Annotated in this window: 19 protein-coding genes; 9 read left to right on the top strand and 10 right to left on the bottom strand. The window is 61.5% G+C overall.

Annotated features, from left to right (window positions below):
* The first annotated feature begins 261 nt into the window (after positions 1-261).
* A complete protein-coding gene (locus ACTHLA_RS09475) occupies positions 262-1,839 on the top strand; it encodes an ABC-F family ATP-binding cassette domain-containing protein (RefSeq protein ID WP_440187892.1) in 1,578 nt (525 codons plus the stop codon).
* A gap of 163 nt (positions 1,840-2,002) precedes the next feature.
* Here the strand turns inward: ACTHLA_RS09475 and ACTHLA_RS09470 are convergent, their stop codons facing one another.
* From ACTHLA_RS09470 to ACTHLA_RS09440, 7 genes are all read right to left on the bottom strand, one after another.
* Positions 2,003-2,326 (bottom strand): PepSY domain-containing protein, encoded by a 324-nt coding sequence (locus ACTHLA_RS09470; RefSeq protein WP_440187889.1) that lies wholly within the window; start codon positions 2,324-2,326, stop codon positions 2,003-2,005.
* Between the two features lie 190 nt (positions 2,327-2,516).
* Positions 2,517-3,875: an ATP-binding protein gene (locus ACTHLA_RS09465; RefSeq protein ID WP_440187886.1), complete on the bottom strand. Its 1,359-nt coding sequence runs from the start codon at positions 3,873-3,875 to the stop codon at positions 2,517-2,519.
* A 1-nt stretch (position 3,876) separates the two neighbouring features.
* On the bottom strand, positions 3,877-4,530 hold the full coding sequence (locus ACTHLA_RS09460) for a response regulator transcription factor (protein ID WP_440187883.1): 654 nt from the start codon (positions 4,528-4,530) through the stop codon (positions 3,877-3,879).
* A 31-nt stretch (positions 4,531-4,561) separates the two neighbouring features.
* Complete coding sequence (locus ACTHLA_RS09455) at positions 4,562-7,618, bottom strand: efflux RND transporter permease subunit (RefSeq protein ID WP_440187880.1); 3,057 nt, start codon at positions 7,616-7,618, stop codon at positions 4,562-4,564.
* Positions 7,615-8,649 carry an efflux RND transporter periplasmic adaptor subunit gene (locus ACTHLA_RS09450; RefSeq protein WP_440187877.1) on the bottom strand — a complete coding sequence of 345 codons (1,035 nt, stop codon included), beginning with the start codon at positions 8,647-8,649 and terminating at the stop codon, positions 7,615-7,617. Before ACTHLA_RS09450 ends, ACTHLA_RS09455 begins: the two co-directional genes overlap by 4 nt.
* Entirely contained in the window at positions 8,646-9,986 is a 1,341-nt protein-coding gene (locus tag ACTHLA_RS09445; protein WP_440187874.1) for a TolC family protein, read from the bottom strand. Before ACTHLA_RS09445 ends, ACTHLA_RS09450 begins: the two co-directional genes overlap by 4 nt.
* 109 nt (positions 9,987-10,095) lie before the next feature.
* Entirely contained in the window at positions 10,096-10,533 is a 438-nt protein-coding gene (locus ACTHLA_RS09440; RefSeq protein WP_440187871.1) for an EamA family transporter, read from the bottom strand.
* A 157-nt stretch (positions 10,534-10,690) separates the two neighbouring features.
* Between ACTHLA_RS09440 and ACTHLA_RS09435 the strand changes: the two genes are divergently transcribed.
* The 3 genes from ACTHLA_RS09435 to ACTHLA_RS09425 all read left to right on the top strand — a co-directional run bounded on the left by ACTHLA_RS09435 (position 10,691) and on the right by ACTHLA_RS09425 (position 12,858).
* On the top strand, positions 10,691-11,350 hold the full coding sequence (locus tag ACTHLA_RS09435) for a response regulator transcription factor (protein ID WP_440187868.1): 660 nt from the start codon (positions 10,691-10,693) through the stop codon (positions 11,348-11,350).
* 356 nt (positions 11,351-11,706) lie between these two features.
* Complete coding sequence (locus tag ACTHLA_RS09430; RefSeq protein ID WP_440187865.1) at positions 11,707-12,348, top strand: hypothetical protein; 642 nt, start codon at positions 11,707-11,709, stop codon at positions 12,346-12,348.
* Positions 12,349-12,753: 405 nt separating this feature from the next.
* On the top strand, positions 12,754-12,858 hold the full coding sequence (locus tag ACTHLA_RS09425; RefSeq protein ID WP_440187895.1) for a hypothetical protein: 105 nt from the start codon (positions 12,754-12,756) through the stop codon (positions 12,856-12,858).
* 83 nt (positions 12,859-12,941) lie between these two features.
* On the opposite strand, the gene ACTHLA_RS09420 is transcribed toward ACTHLA_RS09425, so the two are convergent.
* The 3 genes from ACTHLA_RS09420 to ACTHLA_RS09410 are packed head-to-tail and all read right to left on the bottom strand — an operon-like array spanning position 12,942 to position 16,248.
* Positions 12,942-14,894: a potassium transporter Kup gene (locus ACTHLA_RS09420; RefSeq protein ID WP_440187862.1), complete on the bottom strand. Its 1,953-nt coding sequence runs from the start codon at positions 14,892-14,894 to the stop codon at positions 12,942-12,944.
* Between the two features lie 8 nt (positions 14,895-14,902).
* A complete protein-coding gene (locus ACTHLA_RS09415) occupies positions 14,903-15,358 on the bottom strand; it encodes a potassium-transporting ATPase subunit C (RefSeq protein WP_440187859.1) in 456 nt (151 codons plus the stop codon).
* 11 nt (positions 15,359-15,369) lie between these two features.
* The gene (locus tag ACTHLA_RS09410; protein WP_440187856.1) at positions 15,370-16,248 is read right to left on the bottom strand and encodes a potassium-transporting ATPase subunit KdpA; all 879 of its coding nucleotides are present in this window, start codon (positions 16,246-16,248) and stop codon (positions 15,370-15,372) included.
* Positions 16,249-16,605: 357 nt separating this feature from the next.
* Here ACTHLA_RS09410 and kdpF point away from each other — a divergent pair, with 357 nt between their 5' ends.
* The 5 genes from kdpF to ACTHLA_RS09385 are packed head-to-tail and all read left to right on the top strand — an operon-like array spanning position 16,606 to position 23,851.
* The gene (gene kdpF, locus ACTHLA_RS09405; RefSeq protein WP_440187853.1) at positions 16,606-16,698 is read left to right on the top strand and encodes a K(+)-transporting ATPase subunit F; all 93 of its coding nucleotides are present in this window, start codon (positions 16,606-16,608) and stop codon (positions 16,696-16,698) included.
* 19 nt (positions 16,699-16,717) lie between these two features.
* Positions 16,718-18,448, top strand: coding sequence for a potassium-transporting ATPase subunit KdpA (gene kdpA, locus ACTHLA_RS09400; RefSeq protein WP_440187850.1), 1,731 nt, complete (start codon positions 16,718-16,720; stop codon positions 18,446-18,448).
* Between the two features lie 4 nt (positions 18,449-18,452).
* The gene (kdpB, locus tag ACTHLA_RS09395) at positions 18,453-20,552 is read left to right on the top strand and encodes a potassium-transporting ATPase subunit KdpB (RefSeq protein WP_440187847.1); all 2,100 of its coding nucleotides are present in this window, start codon (positions 18,453-18,455) and stop codon (positions 20,550-20,552) included.
* A gap of 12 nt (positions 20,553-20,564) precedes the next feature.
* Positions 20,565-21,152 carry a potassium-transporting ATPase subunit KdpC gene (gene kdpC, locus ACTHLA_RS09390; RefSeq protein WP_440187844.1) on the top strand — a complete coding sequence of 196 codons (588 nt, stop codon included), beginning with the start codon at positions 20,565-20,567 and terminating at the stop codon, positions 21,150-21,152.
* Positions 21,149-23,851, top strand: coding sequence for a DUF4118 domain-containing protein (locus tag ACTHLA_RS09385; protein WP_440187841.1), 2,703 nt, complete (start codon positions 21,149-21,151; stop codon positions 23,849-23,851). The genes kdpC and ACTHLA_RS09385 overlap by 4 nt, the downstream gene beginning before the upstream one ends.
* Positions 23,852-23,855 lie beyond the last annotated feature (4 nt).

The raw sequence follows: 23,855 nt of genomic DNA, 5'->3' as shown, positions 1-23,855 counted from the left end.
CCAGCGCCTGATAACGCTCAATAATGCCATGTCTATCACTCCGAGGGCCCTCGCTGTCTGACAACGAGGAGAGTTTCACATGGGTCAATTCTCAGTGGAAATTATGCCGCCTAATGGGTCAGTTCTAAGTGGAAATCAACAATAATAGGTTGAACCTTTTCATCGCGCCGTCTATATCCGAATAGATTTCAGGAGCAGCCAAGCACATGTGATTTTCCTCTGAGAAACCAGTCCCATCTGTTTTCATCCCAGAGGATTACTATGTCTGCAATTACCTTGACCGGCCTGTCGTGGGCGACGCCCGACGGCCATACGCTCTTCTCCGATCTCGATCTGACTTTCGCTTCACAGCGCACAGGCCTTGTGGGCCGCAACGGTGTCGGCAAGTCGACCCTACTCGATTTGATGTCAGGTAAGCTTGCGCCGCAATCCGGTGCTGTGACGGTGGACGGTACAATCGCCACCTTGTCGCAGTTCGTCCATGTCGCACCTGACGAGACGATCGCCGATGTCTTCGAGGCGTCGGAGGCACTTGCGCGCCTACAGCGTATCGAAGGCGGATGCGCCTCGGAGGACGACTTTAATAATGCCGACTGGACGCTGGGTGCGCGTATTAAGGCGGCCCTGGCGGCGCTGCAGCTTGATGCCGAGCCTTGTACTCGGCTGCTCGCCTTGTCGGGCGGGCAACGCACGCGCGTCGGCCTGGCGGCGCTCTTGTTTGGCGCGCCTGACTTTCTCCTGCTTGACGAACCTACCAATCACCTCGACCGCGACGGTCGTCAGATGGTCATCGACCTGTTGGCCGGGTGGAGAAAGGGCGCCGTGATCGTCAGTCACGACCGCGACCTGCTGGAGGCGATGGACGCCATTGTCGAGTTAACCCCGCTGGGGGTCACACGCTATGAGGGCGGCTGGAGCGTTTACCGCGAACGTCGGGCCGAGATGCTGGCGGCGGCGAGGCGTGATTTAGGCGATGCTGAAAAACGTCTGTCCGAGGTCCACCGTGAAACGCAAGCCGCAAGGGAACGTCAGGCGCGGCGAGACAGCGGCGGCCGCAAGAAAGCCGCAAAGGGTGATATGCCGCGCATCCTCATGGGCATGCGCAAGGACCGCGCTGAGGATAGCAGCGGGTCAGGCGAGCGTCTTGCCGAACGGCGGCGCGCACAGGCTGAGATCGAACTGACCGAAGCTCGGTTTAAGCTGGAAGTGCTGGAACCACTGACGGTGAATGTACCGTCAACGGGTCTGGCCGCCGGAAAGACCGTCTTACGACTGCAAGGGGTAACAACAGGCTACGAAAACGCGCCTGTAATTCGGGATCTATCCCTGACCGTCATCGGCCCGGAGCGCATTGCCATTGCCGGCCCGAACGGATCGGGCAAGAGCACGCTGTTTGCGCTCATAGACGGTACGCTTGCTCCATGGTCGGGCGCCGTGGAAGTCCTGAGCCCGCATGCCATCCTCGATCAGCAGGTAAGCTTACTCGATCCATTAATAAGTATTCGTGATAACTTTCTCAGACTCAATACGGGCAGCGATGAAAATGCTTGCCGTGCGGCTTTGGCGCGTTTCCGGTTTCGTGCCGATGCGGCCTTGCAGATCGCTGGAACGCTCAGCGGCGGACAAAAACTGCGTGCGGGGCTGGCCTGTGTGCTGGGTCAGCAGGCGCCCCCTTTACTATTGCTTGATGAACCGACCAATCACCTTGACATCGACGCCATTGAAGCGGTCGAAGCTGGATTGGTCGCCTATGACGGCGCTCTGCTAGTCATCAGCCACGATACGGCTTTTCTAAAGGCGATAGGTGTGACGCGGGAGCTTAATTTGAACACTCCATAATCATTAATCTCCGCACGTCGGCTTTTGGGTGAGGTCTTTTGGATCGGCTTCGGCGCCGTTCCACGTCCACAATGGGCGCGAGGGCGACTTGTGGCGGGAATCGCCCAAAAGGCCGCTCGCGGTTAGCCCCAGCGAACGGCCCTTTTCTTGTCGGCGCGCAAGCTTAGTCCGTTTCGTGAGCTTCTTCCGTCGCGCTTTCGGAGCCATTCTCAAGAACCGCTCCGGTCTTGGCATCCACGCCGACCTCGTAGGTCTTGCCCTTTGACTTGATATCAAAGGAATAGCGCAAGCCGCTGCCGCCAGCCTCCTTTTCCGCCTCGCGTTTGACGATCTTACCGGGGCGCGCCTTCATGGCGATGGCCTCGGCCTGCGGCATCGTGACCGCGGCGTTCTTAACGAGCGCCTCTCCATCGAAGTGTTGGCCGTGCGACGCTGCGAAGGCGGGGGCGGAAATAAGCGCGAGGCTGCACAGGCCGGTCATCATCATATGTTTCATCGATATTGTCCTCGTTTGCGACGATCAAAATCGCCTGGGAGGTCATCATTGCGTTTTCAAATGAGATCAACCTGAAACAAATATGACCTTTGCATGGACGCAGTCTGGATCAGCTTGGACATGGCGTAGGCTCCTTTTTGGCGATCCGCTACACATGCGAGCTGCGCGCAATCTGAAGCGGTCAGGAACTAAATATGACAAGAACCTCGAGGCCCGGCCCGGACGCTGGCTTATCCAGCTTTATTTCCGCTCCCATCAGATCGCAGATGGTGCGAACAATCGCAAGGCCTAAGCCGCTGCCAGATTGCGTATTGCCCTTGACGCGATAAAAACGGCCAAAGACCTTGTCGCGCTCAGCCTCGGCAATACCGGGACCATAGTCACGTAGGTGGAAACAGATCCCACCGTCGCTGCGATAGATTGAGGTCTCCACACGGCTTTCAACTGGCGCGTGTTTGATCGCGTTATCGATCAGATTGCTGAATAACAAGCCCAAAAGGTAAGGGTTGGCTTCCAGGTACAGCGCCTCATCACCGTTCAACACGAGTTCGACGCCACGGGCTTGCGCTTTTGCGTAAAGCTCGCTCAAAACTTCACGCGCCACGTCGATGGGGCGTACTGCGGTTGGCGCCGATGGGTTATGGGTGATACGCGCGAGCGTCAGCAGTTGATCCAGAAGGCGGGACGTGCGGCGCACGCCCCCCAGCAACGCGTCAAGCGCGCGCTGGCGTTCGTCATCGGTTTTCGCGTTCTGGGCAACTTCCGCCTGCACGCCGAGCGCGGCAAGCGGTGTGCGCAGCTCATGGGCGGCATTATCGGTAAATAGCCGTTCCTGATCACGTGACAGCGCCAGATTGCTGAGCAGGTGATTTATGGATTCTGAAAGTGGAGTCAGTTCGGCTGGAAGACTGTCGCCTACGACCGGGGTTAAGTCCTGAGGTGAACGTCTTCGCACAGCCGCTGCAAATTTTCGCAGATCGCGTAAACCCCAACGAATGCCCAGCCAAACCGCCGTCGCGATAATCGGCAGGACGAAAAGCAGGGGCAGGGATACGCCCCAGACGATCCGTCCGGATATTTCTTCGCGCGCCCTTAGTTGCTCGGCGACCTCGACAAGGATGTGATCGGCCGGGCGACGATAGGTGAAGACACGCCAGGCTTGGCCCTGTCGCTGCTGCGTGGTGAAGCCGTTAGGAAGATTTGGAAAACGCTCGGACGGCGCGTTGCCTGAGGCCAGGACAAGCCGCCCATCCCGCCAAACGCGGAAACTGCGCCAACTTGAATACTCGTCAAGCGAAGCTTCATCCTCGCGTGACAGGCCCATATCGCTATCGCCGAACTGTAGCCTTTCAGGGTCGCGCTCGGCGCGGGCGAGTTTCCAAAGTCCCTGGGCGGAGGATATCAATTGTGAGTCATAGACTTCTGAGATTTCGTCCTTGGCGCTCCAATAGGCGATGGCGCCGATCAGCGCCGTCACCAGCACAAATGGCAAGGCGACGCCGATGAGAGTTTGCAGCGTGAGTGAAGCGTGTTTGCTCATATCAGGGCTTGATCACGTAACCGATGCCGCGCAGCGTTGTAATCAAGTCCTTTCCAAGCTTCTTCCGCAAGGCGTAAATCGTCGTTTCGATGGTGTTGCTTTCGATGTCCGCATCCCAACTGTAAACCTGGTTCTCGATTTCGGATTTGCTGACCACCCGGCCGATCCGCTGCATCAGCAATTCCAGAATCTGATATTCGCGCGCTCGCATTCGGATCCATACGCCGCTTTTGCGAACCGCGCGCGCCGCCGTGTCGAGCTCAATATCCTTTAAGGCGATGACCGGATGCGCCCGCCCATGGCTGCGTCGCTGAACCGCGCGTAGTCGCGCGAGCAGTTCCTCCAGGGCGAATGGCTTGACGATATAGTCATCAGCGCCCAGATCAAGCCCGACGATCCGATCCTGCAAACCATCGCGCGCGGTCATGATAATCACCGGGACCGCTGACGATTTGCGCAGGCTGCGCAGAACTTCAAGGCCGGAGACACCGGGCAGATTGAGGTCCAGGATCACGGCCTCGTAGGGATTGGCGTGAAACGCCTCCAGCGCGAGCTCGCCCTCCCTGACCCAGTCGGTCAGGTATCCGCCCTGCGTAAGACCGCTTTGCAGCGCGTCTCCAAGCATTTCGTCGTCTTCTACGCATAAGATCCGCATTTAGTCCCTTTCAGAAACCGACGAGGTGGATTCAGCGAGGCTCCTTTTGCTGCGACACCTGTTGCAGCGTCATCAGGCACGCGGGCAGGAACAAAAGAAGCAGCGGCACAGCCGCGACCAGCCCGAAGATAATCGCCGTTGCAAGCGGCTGTTGCAGACCCGCGCCACGGCTGAGGCTTAGGGCCAGGGGCGCCAGGGTGAGGACGGCGATCAGGGCGGACATCAGAATGGGACGCAGGCGCTTTTGTCCGGCTTCATGCAGACTTTCGATGGTCACGGGGTCTCCTGTCGGAAGTTCGGCCAGGAAGAAGATGGCGAGTTCCGTCACCATGCCAACCACCATGGTCAGGCCCATCAAGGCGGAAATATCGAGCTCTATGCCGGTGAGCCACAAGCCGCCAAGCACGGCGGAGACCGACAGCAGCACGGTAAGCAGGGTGGCGAAGGTCCAGCTGAGGCGCTGGAACAGCACTGTCAGCAAGAGCGCCGACAGTAAGAGCGCCGCGGTGAACACCATCGCCATGTCAGCGAAACTTTTTTGCTGTTCGGCATAAAGCCCGCCATATTCGACGCGCACCGATCCCGGCAAATGCAGGCCTTGCACCGTCGCGCGCACCGCCTTCATGCCCGAGCCGAGATCGCGGCCCTCAAGACGCGCGGTTACAGCGTCGAAGGGCGCCAAGTCTTCACGCGTCAACTGCTTTTGACCCGCCAGAATGGAGACAGTGGCGATTTGGCTAACCCGGAGCGCATGCCCGTCCGGCGCGGTCAAGGGCAGATTGCCGAGCATGTCGGCGCGTTGGCGCAGGTTCTGCGGTCCCCGGACCCGAACGGAAATCAGTTGTTCACCGATCCGCACCTGGGTCGCCACCGTACCGCCGATCAGAGCCTGAAGCTGTTCAGATACAGCCTGCGGATCAAGGCCCTGTTGCGCCGCAAGCGCCGGGTCAACCTGGATGCGGATGGTGTCCCCCGCGACCCGCTGTCCGTCCACCACCTCGACGACGCCACGAATCTTGCTGATTGCGTCACCGACCCGAACGGCGGAACGCGACAATTCGGCCGGATCGTCACTAAACAGTTTGACCTCGATCGGTTGGGGAACAGCCGTCAAATCACCGATCAGATCCTCCATCAGTTGCGCGGTCTCTATCTCGAGGCCGGGAACCTGGGTTTGCACCTTCTGGCGGATCTCGGCCATGACGTCTTCGATATTGCGCCGACGTCCGGATTTGAGGCGGATGAAATAATCGCCTTCATCGGCTTCGGTCAGGCCGCCGCCCAGTTGCGCTCCGGTGCGGCGAGAATAACTGGCGACCTCGGGCGTCGCGGTGATGATCTGTTCTACCTGCCGCAACAGGCGGTTTGTGTCCGTCAAGGCGGCGCCGGACTGGGCCTTATAGTCGAGGATGAAGCCGCCTTCGTCCATCTTCGGCATGAAACCTGACGGCACATGCATCCAGGCCAACACGCCGAGGGAAAGCATCAGGCAAGCGACCACCAAAACAAATAGTCTTGCTCTGCGAAGAAGAGGCTCGCTCGCCTTGCCGTAGGCAGAAATGAGACGCCCCAACATCCCATTCGCACGTTCGGCGGCCTCGGCGTCCTTTTCGCGTAGCCATTTCGCCGCCACCAGGGGGATGACAAAGCGGGCATAGAGCAAGGAAACGGCCAGGGCGGCTACCATGGTCACGGCGAGCGCCTTAAAGAAACCGCCTGTGACGCCGCTGATGAAGGCGAGCGGCAGGAACACGATGATCGTTGCGCCGGTCGAGCCGTAAAGCGGCATACCCATTTCGGCCGCCGCCTGCAGCAGGTCGCGGTCATTGCCCGCTTTTTCACCGCGCTGCGCGCGCTCCTGCATACGTCGCATCATATGTTCGAGCATGACGACCGCATCATCGACGACAAGACCAACGGCGGCGGCCATGCCGCCAAGGGTCATCATGTTGAAGCTCAGGTGCAAAGCCATCAGGCCCAGGCAGGTGGCCGCCAGGACGGCTGGCAACATGAGCCCGGTGATGAGCATGAGGCGGAAGGACCGCAGGAACAGGAAAAGGACGACGCCCGCCAGCAAGGCGCCCAGTAGAATTGCGTCGCGCACAGAATTGGCGGCGCCGACGACCAGTTCCGACTGATCATAGAATGGCGTTACGGTCACGCTGGGCGGCAGGCCCGCCACCTTGAGACGCGCCTGTACGGCCTTCACGATCTTGACCGTATCGCCGTTCAGGGCCTGATGGATGTTGATCAGGACCGCATTGCTGCCATTCGATGTCACGCGGGTGAAGTTCGGCTCAGTCGAGGGGTGTATCGAGGCGATCTGACCGAGGCTGACAAGAGCGCCGTTCGGGCCCGCCTTAATCGGCGTGGCGGCAAGATCCTTTTGATTGGCCAGCCGGTTTTCCGCCAAAACCAGATAGAGGCGGTGACGGTCTTCGATCCTGCCAAGCCCCGCGACCTGGTTAGCCTTGCCAAGCGCCGACGTGACATCTGTCACGCTCAAACCCAGAGCCGAGAGTCGCGCCGGATCGACGTCGACCTCAATGTCGCGCGGGGACCCGCCAAGAACTTCTACGCTCGCCACTTGTGCAACGCCGGTCAGGGCGGGGCGCACCTTAAGTTCCGCGATCTGGCGCAAGGCGGCCTGATCGAGCGTCTTTGAGGTCAGCGCCACGCCGAACACAGGAAACTGCGTCGGATCGGAGCGCATGACCGAGATTTGCGTCCCGCTCGGCAGGCTGGGCGTCAGCGCGGCCAGCGCGCTCTGCGTCGCCAGTTTGGCCGCCACCATATCGTCGCCCCAGCCAAAGCTGAGCTCAACCTCCGCCGAACCTCGGCTGGTGGTGGAGCGGATGCGGGTGACATTGGGCACGCCGCGCAAGGCGATCTCGACAGGGCGGGTGATTTCCGCCGCCATCTGACCTGCGTCACGATCGCCAGCGTCTATTGACACCACAACGCGCGGGTAGTCGATATGAGGAAAAAGGCTGACGGGCAGGTTCAATGCCGCCAGAACGCCGCCAAGCGTCAGAATAATGACCGCAAAACCGATGGCCGGCGCCATACGCTGGAGATTTGTTTTCATTTGAGGCGGACCTTCATGCCGTCATCCAACGCGGTACCGCCTTGCACCACCACCCGATCTCCGACCTGCAAACCTTTAAGGATGGCGATGCTGTCGCCGCTCTGCGGCCCGGTCGTGACGTCAACCCGGTGCGCGAGACCGGCCTTGACCACATAGACATAGGGCTGCCCGCCATCATCCAGTATCGCCGCATAGGGGATGATCAATGCGCTGGATTGGCTCGAAAGCGCCAGGTCCGCGCGCAGCGGCTGGCCCGCGCCGATCGCTGCGTTCGCAGGCAGATCAGTGATAACCGGCGCCAGCCGGGTTTGCTGATCAACGACCGGACTGACGCTGAGAACGTGGGCGTCGAAGGCGTCGCCAGAATCGGTATGGATCCGCACACGGTCACCGACCCTGACGCGAGAGGCTAGCGAAGGGTCCAGCCCAAAGTCGCCGTTAAGCGCGTTCGCCGACACGACCGTTGCGATAGGCGCGCCCGCAGCGAGCAGATCGCCCGACTTGGCGTTCATCACGGAGACAAATCCTGCCTCAGGGGAGGTGACGATTAAGGACTTCATCTGCGCCTCCGCCGCTTGCGCAGCGGCAATCGCGGCCTTGGCGGTTGCGCGCGCAGTTTCAACATCGGCGTCGCTCACCAGATTATCCGCGCGCAGGCGCTCAGAACGGGCAAGGGCGGACTTCGCCGCCGCGGCATCCGCTAAGGCTTTGGCCGTCGCCTGTTGGGTCGTCGGACTTGGCTCCAGTATGGCGAGAACCTGTCCGACACTGACCTTCGAGCCGACGGTCACTTTCACTTGCCGAACCACGCTTTCAGCCGTGGCCGACAGGGTTACGGAACCTTCCGGGCTAGGCGCAACCGTTCCGTAGAGGGGCACGGTCTCTTGGATCGGTCCCTTTTGCGCTGTGGCGAGCTGCACGAGCGCGACCGGCGGGGCGTCGGCGCTATCGGATGCTGACTTGGAGGAACATCCCGTGAGCGAGAGGATGGCGATCACAGCCCACAGGCTGACCTGACGAGTCGTTGTCATGGCGTCCAATGTCCTTGTGGCGTGCCGGTGAGAAGTTCAAGGCTGATCGTGAGTTCCGCAATGTCCTGGTCGGCCTTGGCCAATTGCGTCTGCGCATCGCGAAGCGTCTGCGCGGCCGCTTCCGCCGTGGCCGGTGACAGGTCGCCGCGCCGCGCCGCACGTTCGGTCGCAGTCGCGAACGCCTGCGCCTGAGGCAGGCTCGCCCTTAAGCGATCGCGTTCCTGACGCGCCAGCGCGATGTCCTTGACGCTGGCGGAAATGTCGGCGCGGGTCTGAGCGACGCGCGCGTCGTATTCGACCTTCAGAGCGTTTCGTGTCGCATTCTCGACCGCAAGGCCGCCACGGTTCCGATTCCAGATCGGAAGTGTGAAATCCACGGCCGGTCCGACCAGCATGTTGCCAGAGGAATCGCGATTGGCGTTGACGGTCAGGTTCAGGCTCGGGAACCGATTTAGAACAGCCCGTTTGACCGCAGCTTCCTGGGCGTCATAGCCTGCACGGAGGGCGGCCAGATCCATCCTCTGGTCCAGGGCGATAGCGAAGAGACGATCCGCAGGCAGGGGCGGCGCCATTGTGGACGCCGGTGCGAGCGTAAGCGTGGTTTCGGGCGGCAGGCCCAGGATCTGATTCAGGTCAAGACGCGCCTTTACGAAGGCGCGTTCAGTCGCACTGTAGGTATCGGAGGCCGACAAGGCCGCCTGGCGCGCCGTTTGCAAGGCATTGGCGTCAACATCGCCCCGCGCCGCCGCCTGTTCTGTCCGCTTCAAAATGTCGGTTTGGGCGTCGCGGCTTGCCAGATCGAGGCTCACCTGTGTCTGAAGACCGAGAACGCGTACGTAAAGCAGGCGCGCCTGGCCTGCCGTTTGCCACTCCGCCCAAGCCAGGTCGAGGCGCGCCTGACGCACCTCGGCTTTTGACTGAGCAAGCGTCACGGCGTGCGTCCGCAAGGCGTTGAGGTCAAGACCGAGCGCGGCGGTTAAGTTGGGCAAGGGGTCAGGGCCCGATAAAACGGCGTCAGCGCCGAGGCTAAAGGTCGGATCAGGAAGCAGGCCCGCCGAAAAGGCTTGCGCCTGCGTCACCTGCTCGCGCGCCCTTTTGGCTTTAAGGTCGGGATTAGCGATCACCGCAATGCTTGCAATTGCGTTCGCGTCGAGGGGTTGACCAAGATTAATTGTCGCCCGGTTCAGGAAGCTTCGCACCGGAGGAGAGGCGAGGCTTGCCTTTGACGGCGCGGCCAATGGCGGGTGAGCGTCAAGTGGGCTTGCGACATAGGGTGCGCAACTGGCCAGCAGGCTCGACAGGAGAAGGCTTATTTTGGAAAGGCGATGGCGCGGCATGGAGGCGATTTCGTTATGACTGCGCCGCCTTATGCGCCTTGAAGCTGAAACGAAGATGAAATTTTTCAATAATCTGTCTCCGGGCTGCCCCCTAATTCGGACGCCATCTTCAAGATCGCACTGCAATCAGAACGGCGCCGATGGCGATCAGGGCAACGCCTAGCCAGTTTTGGATGCTGAGGCGTTCTCCAAGAAACAAGACCGAAAACACCGCGACAAGCACAACGCTGAGCTTGTCTATGGGCGCCACCTGCGCCGCTTCGCCCATCTTGAGGGCCCGGAAGTAACAGAGCCATGAGGCGCCGGTCGCGATGCCTGAGAAAAGCAGGAAGATCCAGGTCCGTGCGGAAATAGAGGTTACGGGCTGCCAGCCTTTGAACAGGCAAAGGACACCGGCTGACACGAAAAGAATGACGATCGTTCTGATAAAGGTGGCGAGGTCAGAATTGACGCCGCTGACCCCTACCTTGGCGAGTACGGCGGTCATAGCGGCGAATGCTGCGGAGAGCAAAGCCCAGAAAGCCCAGCTGGTTGTGATCAGTTTCATCGGCGTCTCCGTTCGGCTTTCAACCTGCGATAAACTTATCTCGACGGCAATGGTCAATGCACGGCACGTCCCGCCTTGGCCAAATAAACATGTCCGTTTCAGTTCTGTATCATCTGGCCGTGATAGCGATCTGCCCGTTTCATCGAGGTGCAGGCGCGTGCATATTCTCATCGTGGAAGATGATGAGCCTCTTGGACAGGCGATTCGCGGTGCTTTAACGCAAGGCGGCCATTCGGCTCGGCTGGCGTCGGATGGACCGGAAGCCTTGACGGCGCTGGCGGGACACGAATTTGATGCCTTGGCGCTGGACCTAAAACTGCCGACCCTTTCAGGACTTGACATGGTCAATGCTGTACGTCGTCTGTCATCTGTCGCGATTGTCATCATGTCAGCCGATGAAAGGCTCTCGGTCCGGATCGGAGCGTTGGACGCCGGCGCTGACGACTTCATCGTCAAACCCTTTAACATTGCGGAATTGATCGCCAGGCTACGCGCCGTTGTTCGGCGCGCAGGTCGATGCTCCCAGCCCGTTCTGCGGCACCGAGACATAGAGATCGATCCAAGGACGGGCAGCGTTCACCAGGGCGGCCGCTGGGTCAAGCTCACCGCGCGTGAATTCCAGTTGCTCGAGCTCCTGATGAGCCGTTCTGGAGATGTCATCGCAAAGCACGAAATCGAAGCCAGGATCTATGGCGCAAATTCTGCAGATAGTGCAGAAAGCAATACTATCGAAGCGGGCATTTACACCCTTAGAAAAAAGCTCGGCAAAAATCTCGTACAGAATGTCAGGGGTGTCGGCTATCGGCTATGCGACTGAGTCAAAAAGCCATGTTTTGATGTCGAGCGACCACGGCGCCACTGCGACAGGGGGGCCTGATTTTGCATGCCGCACTAAATAACGGACGCTGGAATTGTGCGGATCACTTTATGCGTATCTGAACTTGCTAAATAGCGTATCTACGTCCGCTTTCGAATAGAATTTGTTGAATTGGCTGCGCCCCAGTTCGATGTCCGCAATGGGCGCACTGCAGAATGTCCAGGTAGCACCCAGTAGTCGCGAGTTAGCTAGGGGTCGTTGCTTTTTCAAGCGCTTGCGAAAGCGTTTGCGGATTTACAAAACTCAACTATTTTTGACTCAAGACTTATGAGGAAGGCGGTGGAAATGGAGGGGGAATGTTCCAAGCGTCGCGACAACTTCCGGGATTTCTAGTCGCTGTTGTCCTGCTTTCGCAGTTGCCGATAGCTGCCCAAGCCGATGACCATGACGTCGGGCTGTTTACAAGTGCTGAGCTTACGACACAACGAATGGTCTTCAGAGATCTTCTGTCTCGGATCAGCAGCGATATGACCCGCGCGGACTTCGAGCACATCGTCGGAAGAAAGCTTACTACGGGTTCATTGGGGGGCGATGCCGGTATGGGTGGGCGTTCAGATGACTACAGCACTTCATATCGCTATGACAATTATTTTTATGGGTTCAACTACGTCGAAATACATAGAGCCTCATCCACAACCTTCCATATCATAGCGTTTTTCGATCACTCCGGGGATATGGACGCCGATGATGCCGGCTGTCTGTCACTTGACAATATCAAGGAATACGCCGAGGTCGGCGGATGGAAGGTCGATGCTCCACATGTTATCTCATGGACAGATCACGGAATGGGGGGGACCAAAGGCCGATTGTATTTCGAGGCACAGACACCCGGCGGCATCCCAGAAGGTAATCCGGGAAATGAATCATATGCCTCATGGATCTCCGAAAATGGCGTTCGTGGATGCGTTTCTGCGCTTACAATTGGCGAAACCCAATAGGGCGTCCAATCTAAACAAAATCCAAACGTCTCCTTGTGGACAAAAGCAGCCATGCCCAATGTTCGGATTGGGCCAACTCCGGCGGCGGAGGCCAGTCTCGCGCCTGAAGCGAAACTCTCTGTGCGAGTGCGGTTATGTCGAAAATCTTGGGCTTTCTCGACACATGCGATGGACGTGTCGATATCATCGACATGCGTTGAAGATATGTCGAATTTCCGAACAAAATGAACATGATGCGTCAGGTATGGCTGGCTGAACGTCCCCATAACGATCTGCCGTTTCTGCCGCCAGCGCACTCGGTTATTGAGACCCGAGCCGTATTAAAATCATCCAGACGCCGCCCGAAGGGGAGACGGTTCAACGCCAGACAGCTTCGTCTACTTGAAACAGCTCGCTGAAGTCGGGGTGCTAACTGAACTCGATGCTGGAAAGGAGAAATTGTTCATCCATCCCAAGCTCATGAAGCTTCTCAGCCGCGACGCCAATGATTTCGAGAAATATGCGATGTAGAGCCCGATTAGGTCGATGCACAGTCACCACCAACCATTACTTCGCAGACGTCTTCACAAACGCTTGGGAGCCCTGGTACGGGCTCAGACGGTCATCTGGGTGCCCAGTTCGACCACGCGCCCCGGCGGGATATGGAAGAAGTCGGTCGGGTTGGCGGCGTTCTTCATCAGGAAGATGAACAACTTGTCCTGCCACAGGGGCATGCCCGAATTGGCTGAGGGCACGACATTGCGTTTCCCTAAGAAGAAGCTGGTGGCCATGATGTCGAATTTCAGGCCCTGCTTGCGGCACAGGCCAAGGGCGCGCGGCAGGTTCGGGCTTTCCATAAAGCCGTAGCGCACCGTCACCTTTTTGAAATCGTCGTTCAGCACCTCGATGGCGATGCGTTCGTCTTCGCTGACGCGCGGCGCATTGGTCGTTTTGACGCTCAGGATGATGTTCTTCTCGTGTAACACCTTATTGTGCTTGAGATTGTGCATCAGGGCGACCGGCGCGACGTCCGGGTCGGAGGTCAGGAAGATCGCCGTGCCGGCGGCGCGGTGCGGGGGGCGTTTGCCCAGCATCATGATCAGGTCGTTCAGCGAGACGGCGTCGCGGCGCGCCTTTTCGCTGAGCAGGCGCGTGCCTGTCGTCCAGGTCGTCATGATCAGAATCATCACCCCGCCAAAGGCCAGCGGCAGCCAGGCGCCGGTGAAGAACTTGGTCAGGTTGGAGGCCATGAAGACGGCCTCGATGGCGCCGAGCGGCGCCAGCAGGATGAGTGTGCGCAGGCGCGACCATTTCCAGGTTTTGCGGATCACCACATAGGCCATCACGCTTGAAATGAACATGGTGCCGGTGACGGCGATGCCATAGGCCGAGGTCAGGGCGTCGGAGCTGCGGAAGGCCACGATCAGCACCAGAACGCCGATCATCAGCATGGTGTTGACCTGCGGCACGAAAATCTGACCCGCCTGGGTTTCCGAAGTGCGCTTGATGTCGATGCGCGGCAGAAGGCCCAGCTGCACCGCCTGCTGGGTCATCGAATAGGCGCCCGAAATCACCGCCTGCGAAGCGATCACCGTCGCCATCGCCGCCAGCAGCAGCATCGGCCAGTACATCAGGTCGGGGATCATGCGCCAGAACGGATTGCCCATCGCGCTGGGGTCGATCAGGCACAGGGCGCCCTGACCCAGATAGTTGAGCATCAGGGCCGGAAAGACGACGAACAGCCAGGCCGCACTGATCGGATTGCGGCCGAAATGTCCCATATCGGCGTAGAGCGCCTCCGCGCCGGTCACGACCAGAAACACCGAGCCCAGAATGACGAAGCCGGTGAAGCCGTTGGAGATCAGGAAGCTGACGCCATAGACCGGGTTGAGCGCCAGCAGCACGTCGGGACGCTCAACAATATAGCGCGCGCCGATACCGCCTATGACCAGGAACCAGACCAGGGTGATCGGCCCGAAGAAGCGGGACACTTTTTCGGTGCCCTTGGACTGGACGAGAAACAGAACGACCAGAATGACGATTGAGACCGGCACGACCAGATGATCAAGGCTGTGGCCGACATTGGGCGCGTCCTTGAAGCCTTCGATGGCCGACATGACCGACAGGGCGGGCGTGATCAGGCTGTCGCCATAGAAGAGCGCCGCGCCGCAGATGCCTAAGAAAAAGATCAGCGGCGAATAGCGCCCCAGCGCGCTCTGCGCCAAAGCCATCAGGGCCAGGGTGCCGCCTTCGCCCTTATTGTCGGCGCGCATCAGGAAGATGACGTATTTGATCGTCACCAGAAGCAGCAGCGCCCAGAAGATCAGCGAGATCACGCCGAAAATGGCAAGATGATTGCTGACGTCGCCGCGGGTATGACGCAAGGCTTCGCGCATGGCGTAAAGCGGCGAGGTGCCGATGTCGCCGAAGACAACACCGAGCGCGCCGAGGCTGAGCAGCCAGAAGCTGTCATGGCCGTGGCCGTGCGCTTCGGGCGCGGCGCTGTCCGTGAGGTCAGGGGCGGTGAAGGCGGGGGCGGAGACGGCGGGTGACGGTGACGAGTCCATGAAAAACCTCATGCCAGCCTGTGATCGAGGCGCAGATTAAGCTTCAGCACATTGACCGAGGGTTCGCCTCGCAGGCTGTAGGTGGGATTGTAGGTGGAGGCGGCAATCGCCGCCCGGATCGCACTGACGGGCAGGCGCCGGGCGTGGGCGATGCGCGCCGCCTGAGCGTCGGCGGCGGCGCGGCTGATGACGGGATTGATCGGGCCCCGGCAGATGGGGGTCTGCGCGGACGCGGCGCAGGACGCCCAGATATAAGCGGGATCGCCCTGATGATTGGTGGTGAAGACTGAGGCTAGCACGCCGCCGCTGGCGTCGGCGACGACCAGATCGCGCATCTGCTGGGCAAAGCCGCGCCGCACAACGGCCTGTTCGAGCGCAGGCAAAAGGGCCCCGCCCAGCAGCAGGCCAAGCAGCAAAAACGTCACGGCTGCGCGCAAGGATGTGAGAGAGATGGCGGAGTTCATGACCGGGCTCATCATGGGGCTCCAACGGCGCGCAGGCGGCGCAGGCCGGGCGCCGTCGCCAGGGCCAGGGCCGGAATCGTCAGCCAGAAATGCAGGATGAGCTGGACCAGCGCCGCCAGCCACGGCAGGGCGCTGAAACCCGGCGGTTCGAACGCGGGCAGGGCCTGAGCGGCGAGGGTCAGCGCGAGGGTCAGGGCGCAGGCGGCGAAGCCGAGGAGCCGCCTCTGCCCCAGATGCGTGAATAGGCTGACCAGACTGGTCGGCGCGATCAGGGCGGCGGTTGCGGTTATGGCGTCGGGCGCGGCGCGCAACACCCGCACGGCCTGATCGGCGTCGGGAATCCCCACGCCGCGCCAGGCGTCAAGGAAGGTCGCGACGCCGACGCTGGCGACAAGGGCCATGTGCAGACAGGCCAGCGGCGTCAGCACGCAGATCAGCGCTACGCTCAGATCGCGCCAGTAATTGCCGACCCCGCCGTCGCGGCTGCGCAGAGCGCGCAGGATAACGACGCACAGGGCCAGGCTGGCGCCCGCGCCGACAAAGGCGGCCCCTCTGAGCGGACCGTCAAGCCCCCTGGGATCGCCCGCAACGGCGCGCGCCGCCAGCGCAAAGGCCTGCGCCGCTGCATGGCCTTGCGCGGTCCATGCGCCATAGACCAGCAGGAACAGCAGGCATGACAACGTCAAGGCCGCCATCGCGGCCTGATACCAGCGCATCGAAACCCGCGCTCGCGGACCGGCCAGATCTTGCGACAGGTTAACCAGCGGATCAAGAATGGGGCTGAGCAGGCTTTCGCGCCCTGAAAACGCCGCCGCCATATAGGCGCCCGACAACCAAGCCGCGATCAGGGCCAGGGCGAAGCTGACGCCCCAGGCGACGGGCCAGGTCATGAACGGGATTAAAAACGCGAACGGTAACGGCGACGCCATGAGCCAGAACAAGGTTTCGGCGCGGTGCAGGCGCGCGTGATCGGATGGACGGGGTATAATCCAGATCGCGTATAGGCGGCGTATAGATGCGGCGCGCGGCTGTATAATTTCTGTATAGACGCGGCCCGCCTATACGAAACCTATATGCGCAAGGTCCCCCTTTATACGCCGCCTATACCGGAAAGCGGTTAGATGACGGAGCCTCGGTTCATCCCGGAGGTTCGATATGCTGTTGGTTTTCCTCATTCTGGGGCTCGGTTTCTTCGCCCTGTCCGCCCTGCTGGCGCATCTCTGCCAGCGCCTTTTGGAGGGTGGTTCATGAGCGCCCTGATCGTTGCGGGCGGGGTGATCCTCGTCGGCCTGTTCGGCTATCTGCTGGTCGCTCTGATCCGGCCAGAACTTTTTCCCTGAAATTACATAAGAGGGCGTCATGTCTTCGTTCATCACCGGCGCGGGCTGGCTTCAGCTCGCGCTCTACATGCTTGTCCTGATCGCAGCGTCGATCCCGCTCGGCGTCTTCATGGCGCGCGTGCTGAAGGGCGAGCGCACCTTTCTCTCGCCCGTGTTCGCCCCGCTTGAGCGCCTGATCTACAAGGCGTGCGGCGTCGATCCGCAGGCCGATATGCGCTGGCAGGACTATGCCGCCGCCGTATTGGTCTTTTCCGCCGTCAGTTTCGTGCTTTTGTTTGTGATGCTGATGGCCCAGGGCGCTCTGCCGCTCAATCCGCAGCGCCTGCCGGGCCTTTCCGCCGACCTGGCCTTCAACACGGCGGCCAGCTTTGTGACCAACACCAACTGGCAGGCCTATGGCGGCGAAACCACCATGAGTTATTTCAGCCAGATGGCGGGCCTGACGGTGCAGAACTTCGTCACCCCCGCCGTCGGGCTGGCGGTCATGGCTGCCATGATCCGCGGTCTGGCGCGGAAAGAGGCTGCGGGCATCGGCAATTTCTGGGCCGATATGACCCGCGCCGTCCTCTATATCCTGCTGCCGCTGTCCTTCGTGCTGGCCCTGATCCTAGGCGCGCAGGGCGTGGTGCAGACCTTTCATGCTTACGTGACCGCGCACGGCCTGCAAGGCGATGATCAGGTGATCGCGTTGGGCCCCGTCGCCTCGCAGGAGGCGATCAAGATGCTGGGCACCAATGGCGGCGGCTTCTTCAACGTCAATTCGGCGCATCCGTTCGAAAATCCGAACCCGTTGAGCAACTTTCTTGAGCTTTTGTCGATCCTGCTGATTCCGGCGGCCTGTTGCGAAACCTTCGGCGTGATGATCGGCGACAAACGACAAGGGCGCGCCATCCTGGCCGCCATGACGGTGATCTTCGTGCCGCTGATGCTGATCTGCGTTTTCGCCGAGCAGTCGGGCAATCCGCACCTGACGGCGCTGGGCGTCGATCAGATCGCCAGTCACCTGCAAAGCGGCGGCAATATGGAGGGCAAGGAGACGCGCTTCGGCATCGTCAATTCCGCCCTCTGGGCCTCGGCCACCACGGCGGCCTCGAACGGCTCGGTCAATGCCATGCACGACAGTTTCACGCCGCTGGGCGGGCTGATCCCGCTGCTCTTGATGAAGTTCGGCGAGATCATCTATGGCGGCGTCGGCTGCGGGCTTTACGGCATGCTGATCTTCGTGCTGCTCAGCGTCTTCATCGCCGGTCTGATGGTCGGGCGCACGCCGGAATATCTGGGCAAGAAGATCCAGAGCTTCGAGATCAAGATGGCTTCGCTGGTCATGCTGATCCCCGGCATACTGGTGCTGATCGCCACCGCCATCGCCGTGACGACAAAAGCCGGGCAGGCGGGCATTTTCAATCCCGGCGCGCAGGGCTTTTCGGAGATTCTGTACGCCGTTACCTCGGCCAGCAACAATAACGGCTCAGCCTTTGCCGGCCTTAGCGTCAACACGCCGTTTTACAACACGCTGCTGGGCGTCTGCATGCTGATCTCGCGCTTCTGGGTGATCGTGCCGGTGCTGGCCATAGCCGGATCGCTGGCGGCCAAGAAGCGCGTGCCGGAGTCCGCAGGCACCTTGCCGACGCATACGCCCCTGTTCGTGGCGGTGGTGGTCGGCGTGATCCTGCTGATCGGCGTCCTGACCTACGCGCCGACGCTCGCGCTCGGCCCCGTGGTCGAACATTTCCATATGATTGAGGGATAGGATTATGACGTCCCACGTAAAAAAAAGCGGCCTTTTCGAAGGCGCGGACATGGGCGCGGTGCTGAAACAAAGCCTTGCCCGCCTCAACCCCGTCTATCAGTTGCGCAACCCGGTCATGTTTCTGGTGTTTGTCGGTTCGGTTGTCACGACGCTGATCTTCATCGCCATGCTGGCCGCGCCGTACGCGCAGAGCGTCAGGGCGCTGGCGGGCGGGCAGGGTGCGGTCTTCGTCGGCCTTGTCGCCTTCTGGTTGTGGTTCACGCTGCTGTTCGCCAATTTCGCCGAGGCCATCGCCGAAGGCAAGGGCAAGGCGCAGGCCGACTCGCTCAAAAAGGCCCGCCGCGATGTGGCCGCCAAAAAGCTGGCCAAGGCCAGCGACCGCGCGAAGTTCCAGAGCGTTGCCGCCAATAGTTTGCGCAAGGGCGATCTGGTGCTGATCGAGGCGGGCGACTTCGTCCCGGCCGACGGTCAGGTGATCGAGGGCATAGCCTCGGTCGATGAAAGCGCGGTGACCGGCGAATCCGCGCCGGTGATCCGCGAATCGGGCGGCGACCGCGACGCCGTCACCGGCGGCACGCGCGTCCTGTCCGACTGGCTGGTGGCGCGCGTCACCTCCGATCCGGGCGAGAGCTTCCTCGACCGCATGATCGGCCTGGTCGAAAGCGCCAAGCGCCAGAAGACGCCCAATGAGATCGCCCTGTCGATCCTGCTGGCGGCCCTGACCATCATCTTCCTGCTCGTCTGCGCGACCCTGCTGCCCTATTCGTGGTTCAGCGTCACACACGCCGGGGCGGGTACGGTGATCTCAGTGACGGTGCTGATCGCATTGCTGGTCTGCCTGATCCCGACCACCATCGGCGGGCTTTTATCGGCTATCGGCATTTCGGGCATGCAGCGCCTGATCCGCGCCAATGTCATCGCCACCTCCGGGCGCGCGGTCGAGGCGGCGGGTGACGTTAATGTGCTGCTGCTCGACAAGACCGGCACCATCACCTTCGGCAACCGTCAGGCGGTCGAATTCCTGCCTGCGCCGGGCGTGTCCGAACAGCAACTGGCCGAGGCGGCGGAGCTGTCCTCTCTGGCCGATGAGACGCCGGAGGGCCGCTCCATCGTCGTGCTGGCGCGGCAAAAGTTCGCCCTGCCGGAGCGCAAGGCCAGCGACATCGCCGCCGACTTCATCCCGTTCAGCGCCGAACAGCGCGTATCGGGCGTGGTGGTCGCCGACCGCCACATCATGAAGGGCGCGGGCGACGCGATTGCGAAACTGATCGCGCTCAAGGGCGGCGCGATTCCCGCCGAGGTCAATGCCGATATCGAGCGCATCGCCCGCTCCGGCGGCACGCCGCTGCTGGTGTCGGAAAACAGCCTCGCGCTCGGCGTCGTCTATCTGAAGGACATCGTCAAGCCGGACATCAAGGCGCGGTTGGCCGAGCTGCGCCGCATGGGCATCAAGAGCATCATGATCACCGGCGACAATCCGCTGACCGCCGCCGCCATCGCCACCGAAGCCGGGGTGGACGATTTTCTGGCCCAGGCGACGCCGGAAACCAAGCTTGCCTATATCCGCAAGATGCAGGAGGGTGGCGAACTCGTGGCCATGGTCGGGGACGGCACGAACGACGCGCCCGCCCTGGCGCAATCGGATGTGGCGGTGGCGATGAATTCCGGCACCCAGGCCGCCAAGGAGGCGGGCAATATGGTCGATCTCGATTCCGATCCGACCAAGCTGATCGAGATCGTCGAAATCGGCAAACAGCTCCTGATGACGCGCGGCGCCCTGACCACCTTCTCGATCGCCAACGACCTGGCCAAGTATTTCGCCATCATCCCGGCAGCCTTCGCCTCGACCTATCCGAGCTTAAGCGCGCTGAACCTGATGGGGTTGACCAGTCCGCAAAGCGCCATCCTGTCGGCGGTCATCTTCAACGCCCTGATTATCATCGCCCTGATCCCGCTGGCGCTGAAGGGCGTCAAATACCGCCCCGCGCCCGCCGCCAGTCTTCTGTCGCGCAACATGCTGATCTATGGCCTCGGCGGCATTGTCGCGCCCTTTATCGGCATCAAGCTGATCGATATGGCGATCACCGCCATCGGTCTGGCATAAAGGAGTTCCGCTATGAACGCTTATCTGTCCACCTTACGTCCCGCGCTCGTCTCAACGGCCCTGCTCACCGTGCTGCTGGGCGGCGTCTATCCGGCGGCCACGACGGCTCTTTTGAACCTGGGCTTCCACGATCAGGCGCAGGGCAGCCTGATCCGCAGTCCGACGGGCCAGGTCATCGGCTCGAAGCTGATCGGTCAGAATTTCGACCAACCGCGCTATCTATGGGGCCGCCTGTCGGCGACCTCGCCCACGCCTTACAACGCCGGGGCCTCGTCCGGCTCGAATTTCGGCGCCAACAATCCGGCCCTGCTCACCGCCGTCAAGGCGCGCATTGCCGCGCTGAAGGCCGCCGATCCGAACAATAAGGCGGTGATTCCCGTCGATCTGGTCACCGCCTCCGGCTCCGGCCTCGACCCGGAGATCAGCCCCGCCGCCGCAGCCTATCAGGTCGATCGCATCGCCAAAGCGCGCGCCGTCAGCCCGGAAGTGGTGCGCGCCGCCATTGCGAAATCGACGAAAGGCCGCGCGTTCGGGATTCTGGGCGAACCGCGCGTCAATGTGCTAGAGGTCAATTTAAGACTGGATGGCCTTCTGACGTGAACACGGATACCCGACCCGATCCCGACAAGCTGCTCGCCCTCGTCCGCAAGGACGGGGGCGAAGGCGCGTCCGATGCTCCCCGGCGCGGGCGGCTGAAAATCTTTTTCGGCGCCTCGGCAGGGGTGGGCAAGACCTTCGCCATGTTGTCCGAGGCGCGCGCCCGCCGCCGCGAAGGCCGCGATGTGGTGATCGGCGTGGTCGAGACGCATGGCCGCAGCGAGACGGAGGGCCTGATCGAGGACATGGAGCTTGTGCCGCGCAAAGTCATCGACCATCGCGGCGTCGCCATGACCGAGTTCGATCTCGATGCGGCCCTGACACGCAGGCCGTCGCTGATCCTGATCGATGAATTCGCCCACAGCAATGCGCCCGGTTCGCGTCATCCCAAGCGCTGGCAGGATGTCGAGGAACTGCTTGATAACGGCATCGACGTCTATACCACGCTCAACGTCCAGCATCTCGAAAGCGTCAATGATCAGGTGGCGCGGCTGACCGGAGTGTGGGTGCGCGAAACCGTGCCTGACCGCGTGTTCGACGCCGCCGATGAGATCGCACTGATCGACATTCCGTCCGACGAGCTGTTGCGTCGTCTGGCCGACGGCAAGGTCTATGTCGCCGAGGGCGCCAGCCGCCGCGCCGCCGAAAATTTTTTCAAGAAAAGCAACCTTCTGGCCCTGCGCGAACTGGCCCTGCGTTGCACCGCCGAGCGCGTGGACGCTCAGAGCGACGAGCTGAGCGCGGCCTTGGGGCGCGACGAGCCGCAACTTGGGCAGAAGATCATGGTCCTGATCGGGCCGGACCCGTTGACGACGCGGCTGATCCGGCACGCCGCGCGTATGGCCAAGGGTATGCGCGCCCCGCTATGCGCCGTCTATCTGCAAGGCGAGCGGCACGAACGTCTGGGCGAGCCGGCGCGCGACCGCATTGAACACTATCTGCGGCTGGCCGAAAACATCGGCGCGAGGATCGTCCGCCTGACCGGCGCGCGCCCGGCGCGCGACATCCTGGCCTATGCCCGCCAGAACGGTTTTACCCGCATCGTGGTCGGTCACCGCAAGCCACCCTTCTGGGCCTTGTGGCGGCGATCCTTTGCCCAGCAACTGATTGAAGGGGGCGAGGGTCTGGAAATCGCCGTCCTTCACGGCGAGCGCGTGGGCCCCGCGCCGGACGAGGCGCAGGCGTCGCGCGCCACAGGCCTTTTGTCGCTGCGGCCTTTTCTGGCGCAGCCGCTCGATTATGCGCTGGCGGCGGGCGGGGTGGCCCTGTGTACGGCTGTGGGGCTGCCGTTCCGCGATCATACGCCCTCGACCAATCTGGCTATGATCTACCTGACCGGCGTGGTGGTGATCGCGTCGCGTCTGGGACTGGGACCGTCGGTGCTGGCCTCGCTTTTGAGCGTACCGGCGTTCAACTTCTTCTTCACCCAGCCCTATTACACCTTCAATTTTTACGACACCTATTATTATGTCACTCTGGCCTTCATGCTGGTCACCTCGCTGCTGGTCGGCTCGCTGACGGCGCGCCTGTCGCTTAATGTGCAGCAGGTCAGCGACCGCGAGCGCGAGACGCAAGCCCTCTACGATCTGTCGCGCGCTCTGTCCGCCGAACGCAGCGTCGCGCGCATCTGCGAGATCGCCGTCGCGCATCTGGCCGAGCCCTACGATCTGAGTGTCACGGTCTTCGCGCGCGAGGGAACTGCCTTGCGACCCTATCCGCAAAGCGGCTTGAGCGACGACATGAAGGAGATGAGCGCGGTCAATTGGGTGGCGGCCAATGGCCAGATGGCCGGACGCGACACGGATACATTGCCGTCGGCAGTGGGTCTTTACCTGCCGCTCAGCGCCGAGGGCGAGACGATTGGCGTGCTGGGACTGATGCCCAATGACGGCGCGCGTCCGTTTCATGGCCCGGAAATCCTGCAATTCGGCACGGCGGCGGGCCTGATCGCCGGGGCCTTGCAGCGCGCGCGGCGCTCGGATGAGGCGGCGCAGTCGCGCGTCGATTCCGAGAACGAGCGGCTGCGCAATGTGCTGTTATCGTCGCTGTCGCATGATCTGCGCACGCCCTTGACCGTGATGAACAATTCGGTCAGCACGCTTTTGCGCATGCGCAAGGATCTGCCGCGCAAGGCGATGGACGAACTGACCGGACTTTGGGGGCAATTGACCCGGTTGCAGAAATTCGTCAGCAATCTGCTCAGCATGGCGGCGATCACCTCCGGTCAGATGCGGTTCAATTTTCAGCCCTATCTGATCCAGGAAATCATCGGCGCGGCGCTGTCGCATACCGAAGCCGGACGCGATAAGCGCACCGTGCGCACGCACGTCACCGGCGTCCTGCCGATGGTGCGCATCGACGGCGCCCTGATCGAGCAGGTGCTGATCAATCTGATCGAAAACGCCTATCAGCACACGGCCAGCGACGGCGACATCCTGATCCAGGCAGAGCCGGAGGCCGACCGCGTACGCGTCAGCGTCTCCGACAATGGCGATGGGCTGAAACCGGGTCAGGAGGCGCAGATTTTCGAGCAGTTCCAGACCGGCCAGACCCTGAGTTCGGACCGCTCGGGCGGCACAGGTCTGGGCCTGGCCATCTGCCGCGGCGTGATCCGCGCCCACGGGGGCGTCATCTACGCCCGCAACAACCGCGCCCCGCGCAAGGGCGCCAGCTTTATCTTCACCCTGCCCATAGCTGAATGAGCTT

This window comes from Asticcacaulis sp., from assembly GCF_051956075.1.
Classification (GTDB): domain Bacteria; phylum Pseudomonadota; class Alphaproteobacteria; order Caulobacterales; family Caulobacteraceae; genus Asticcacaulis.
Note: the sequence above shows the minus strand (reverse complement) of the source record. Positions and strands in the feature narration are given on the sequence as shown.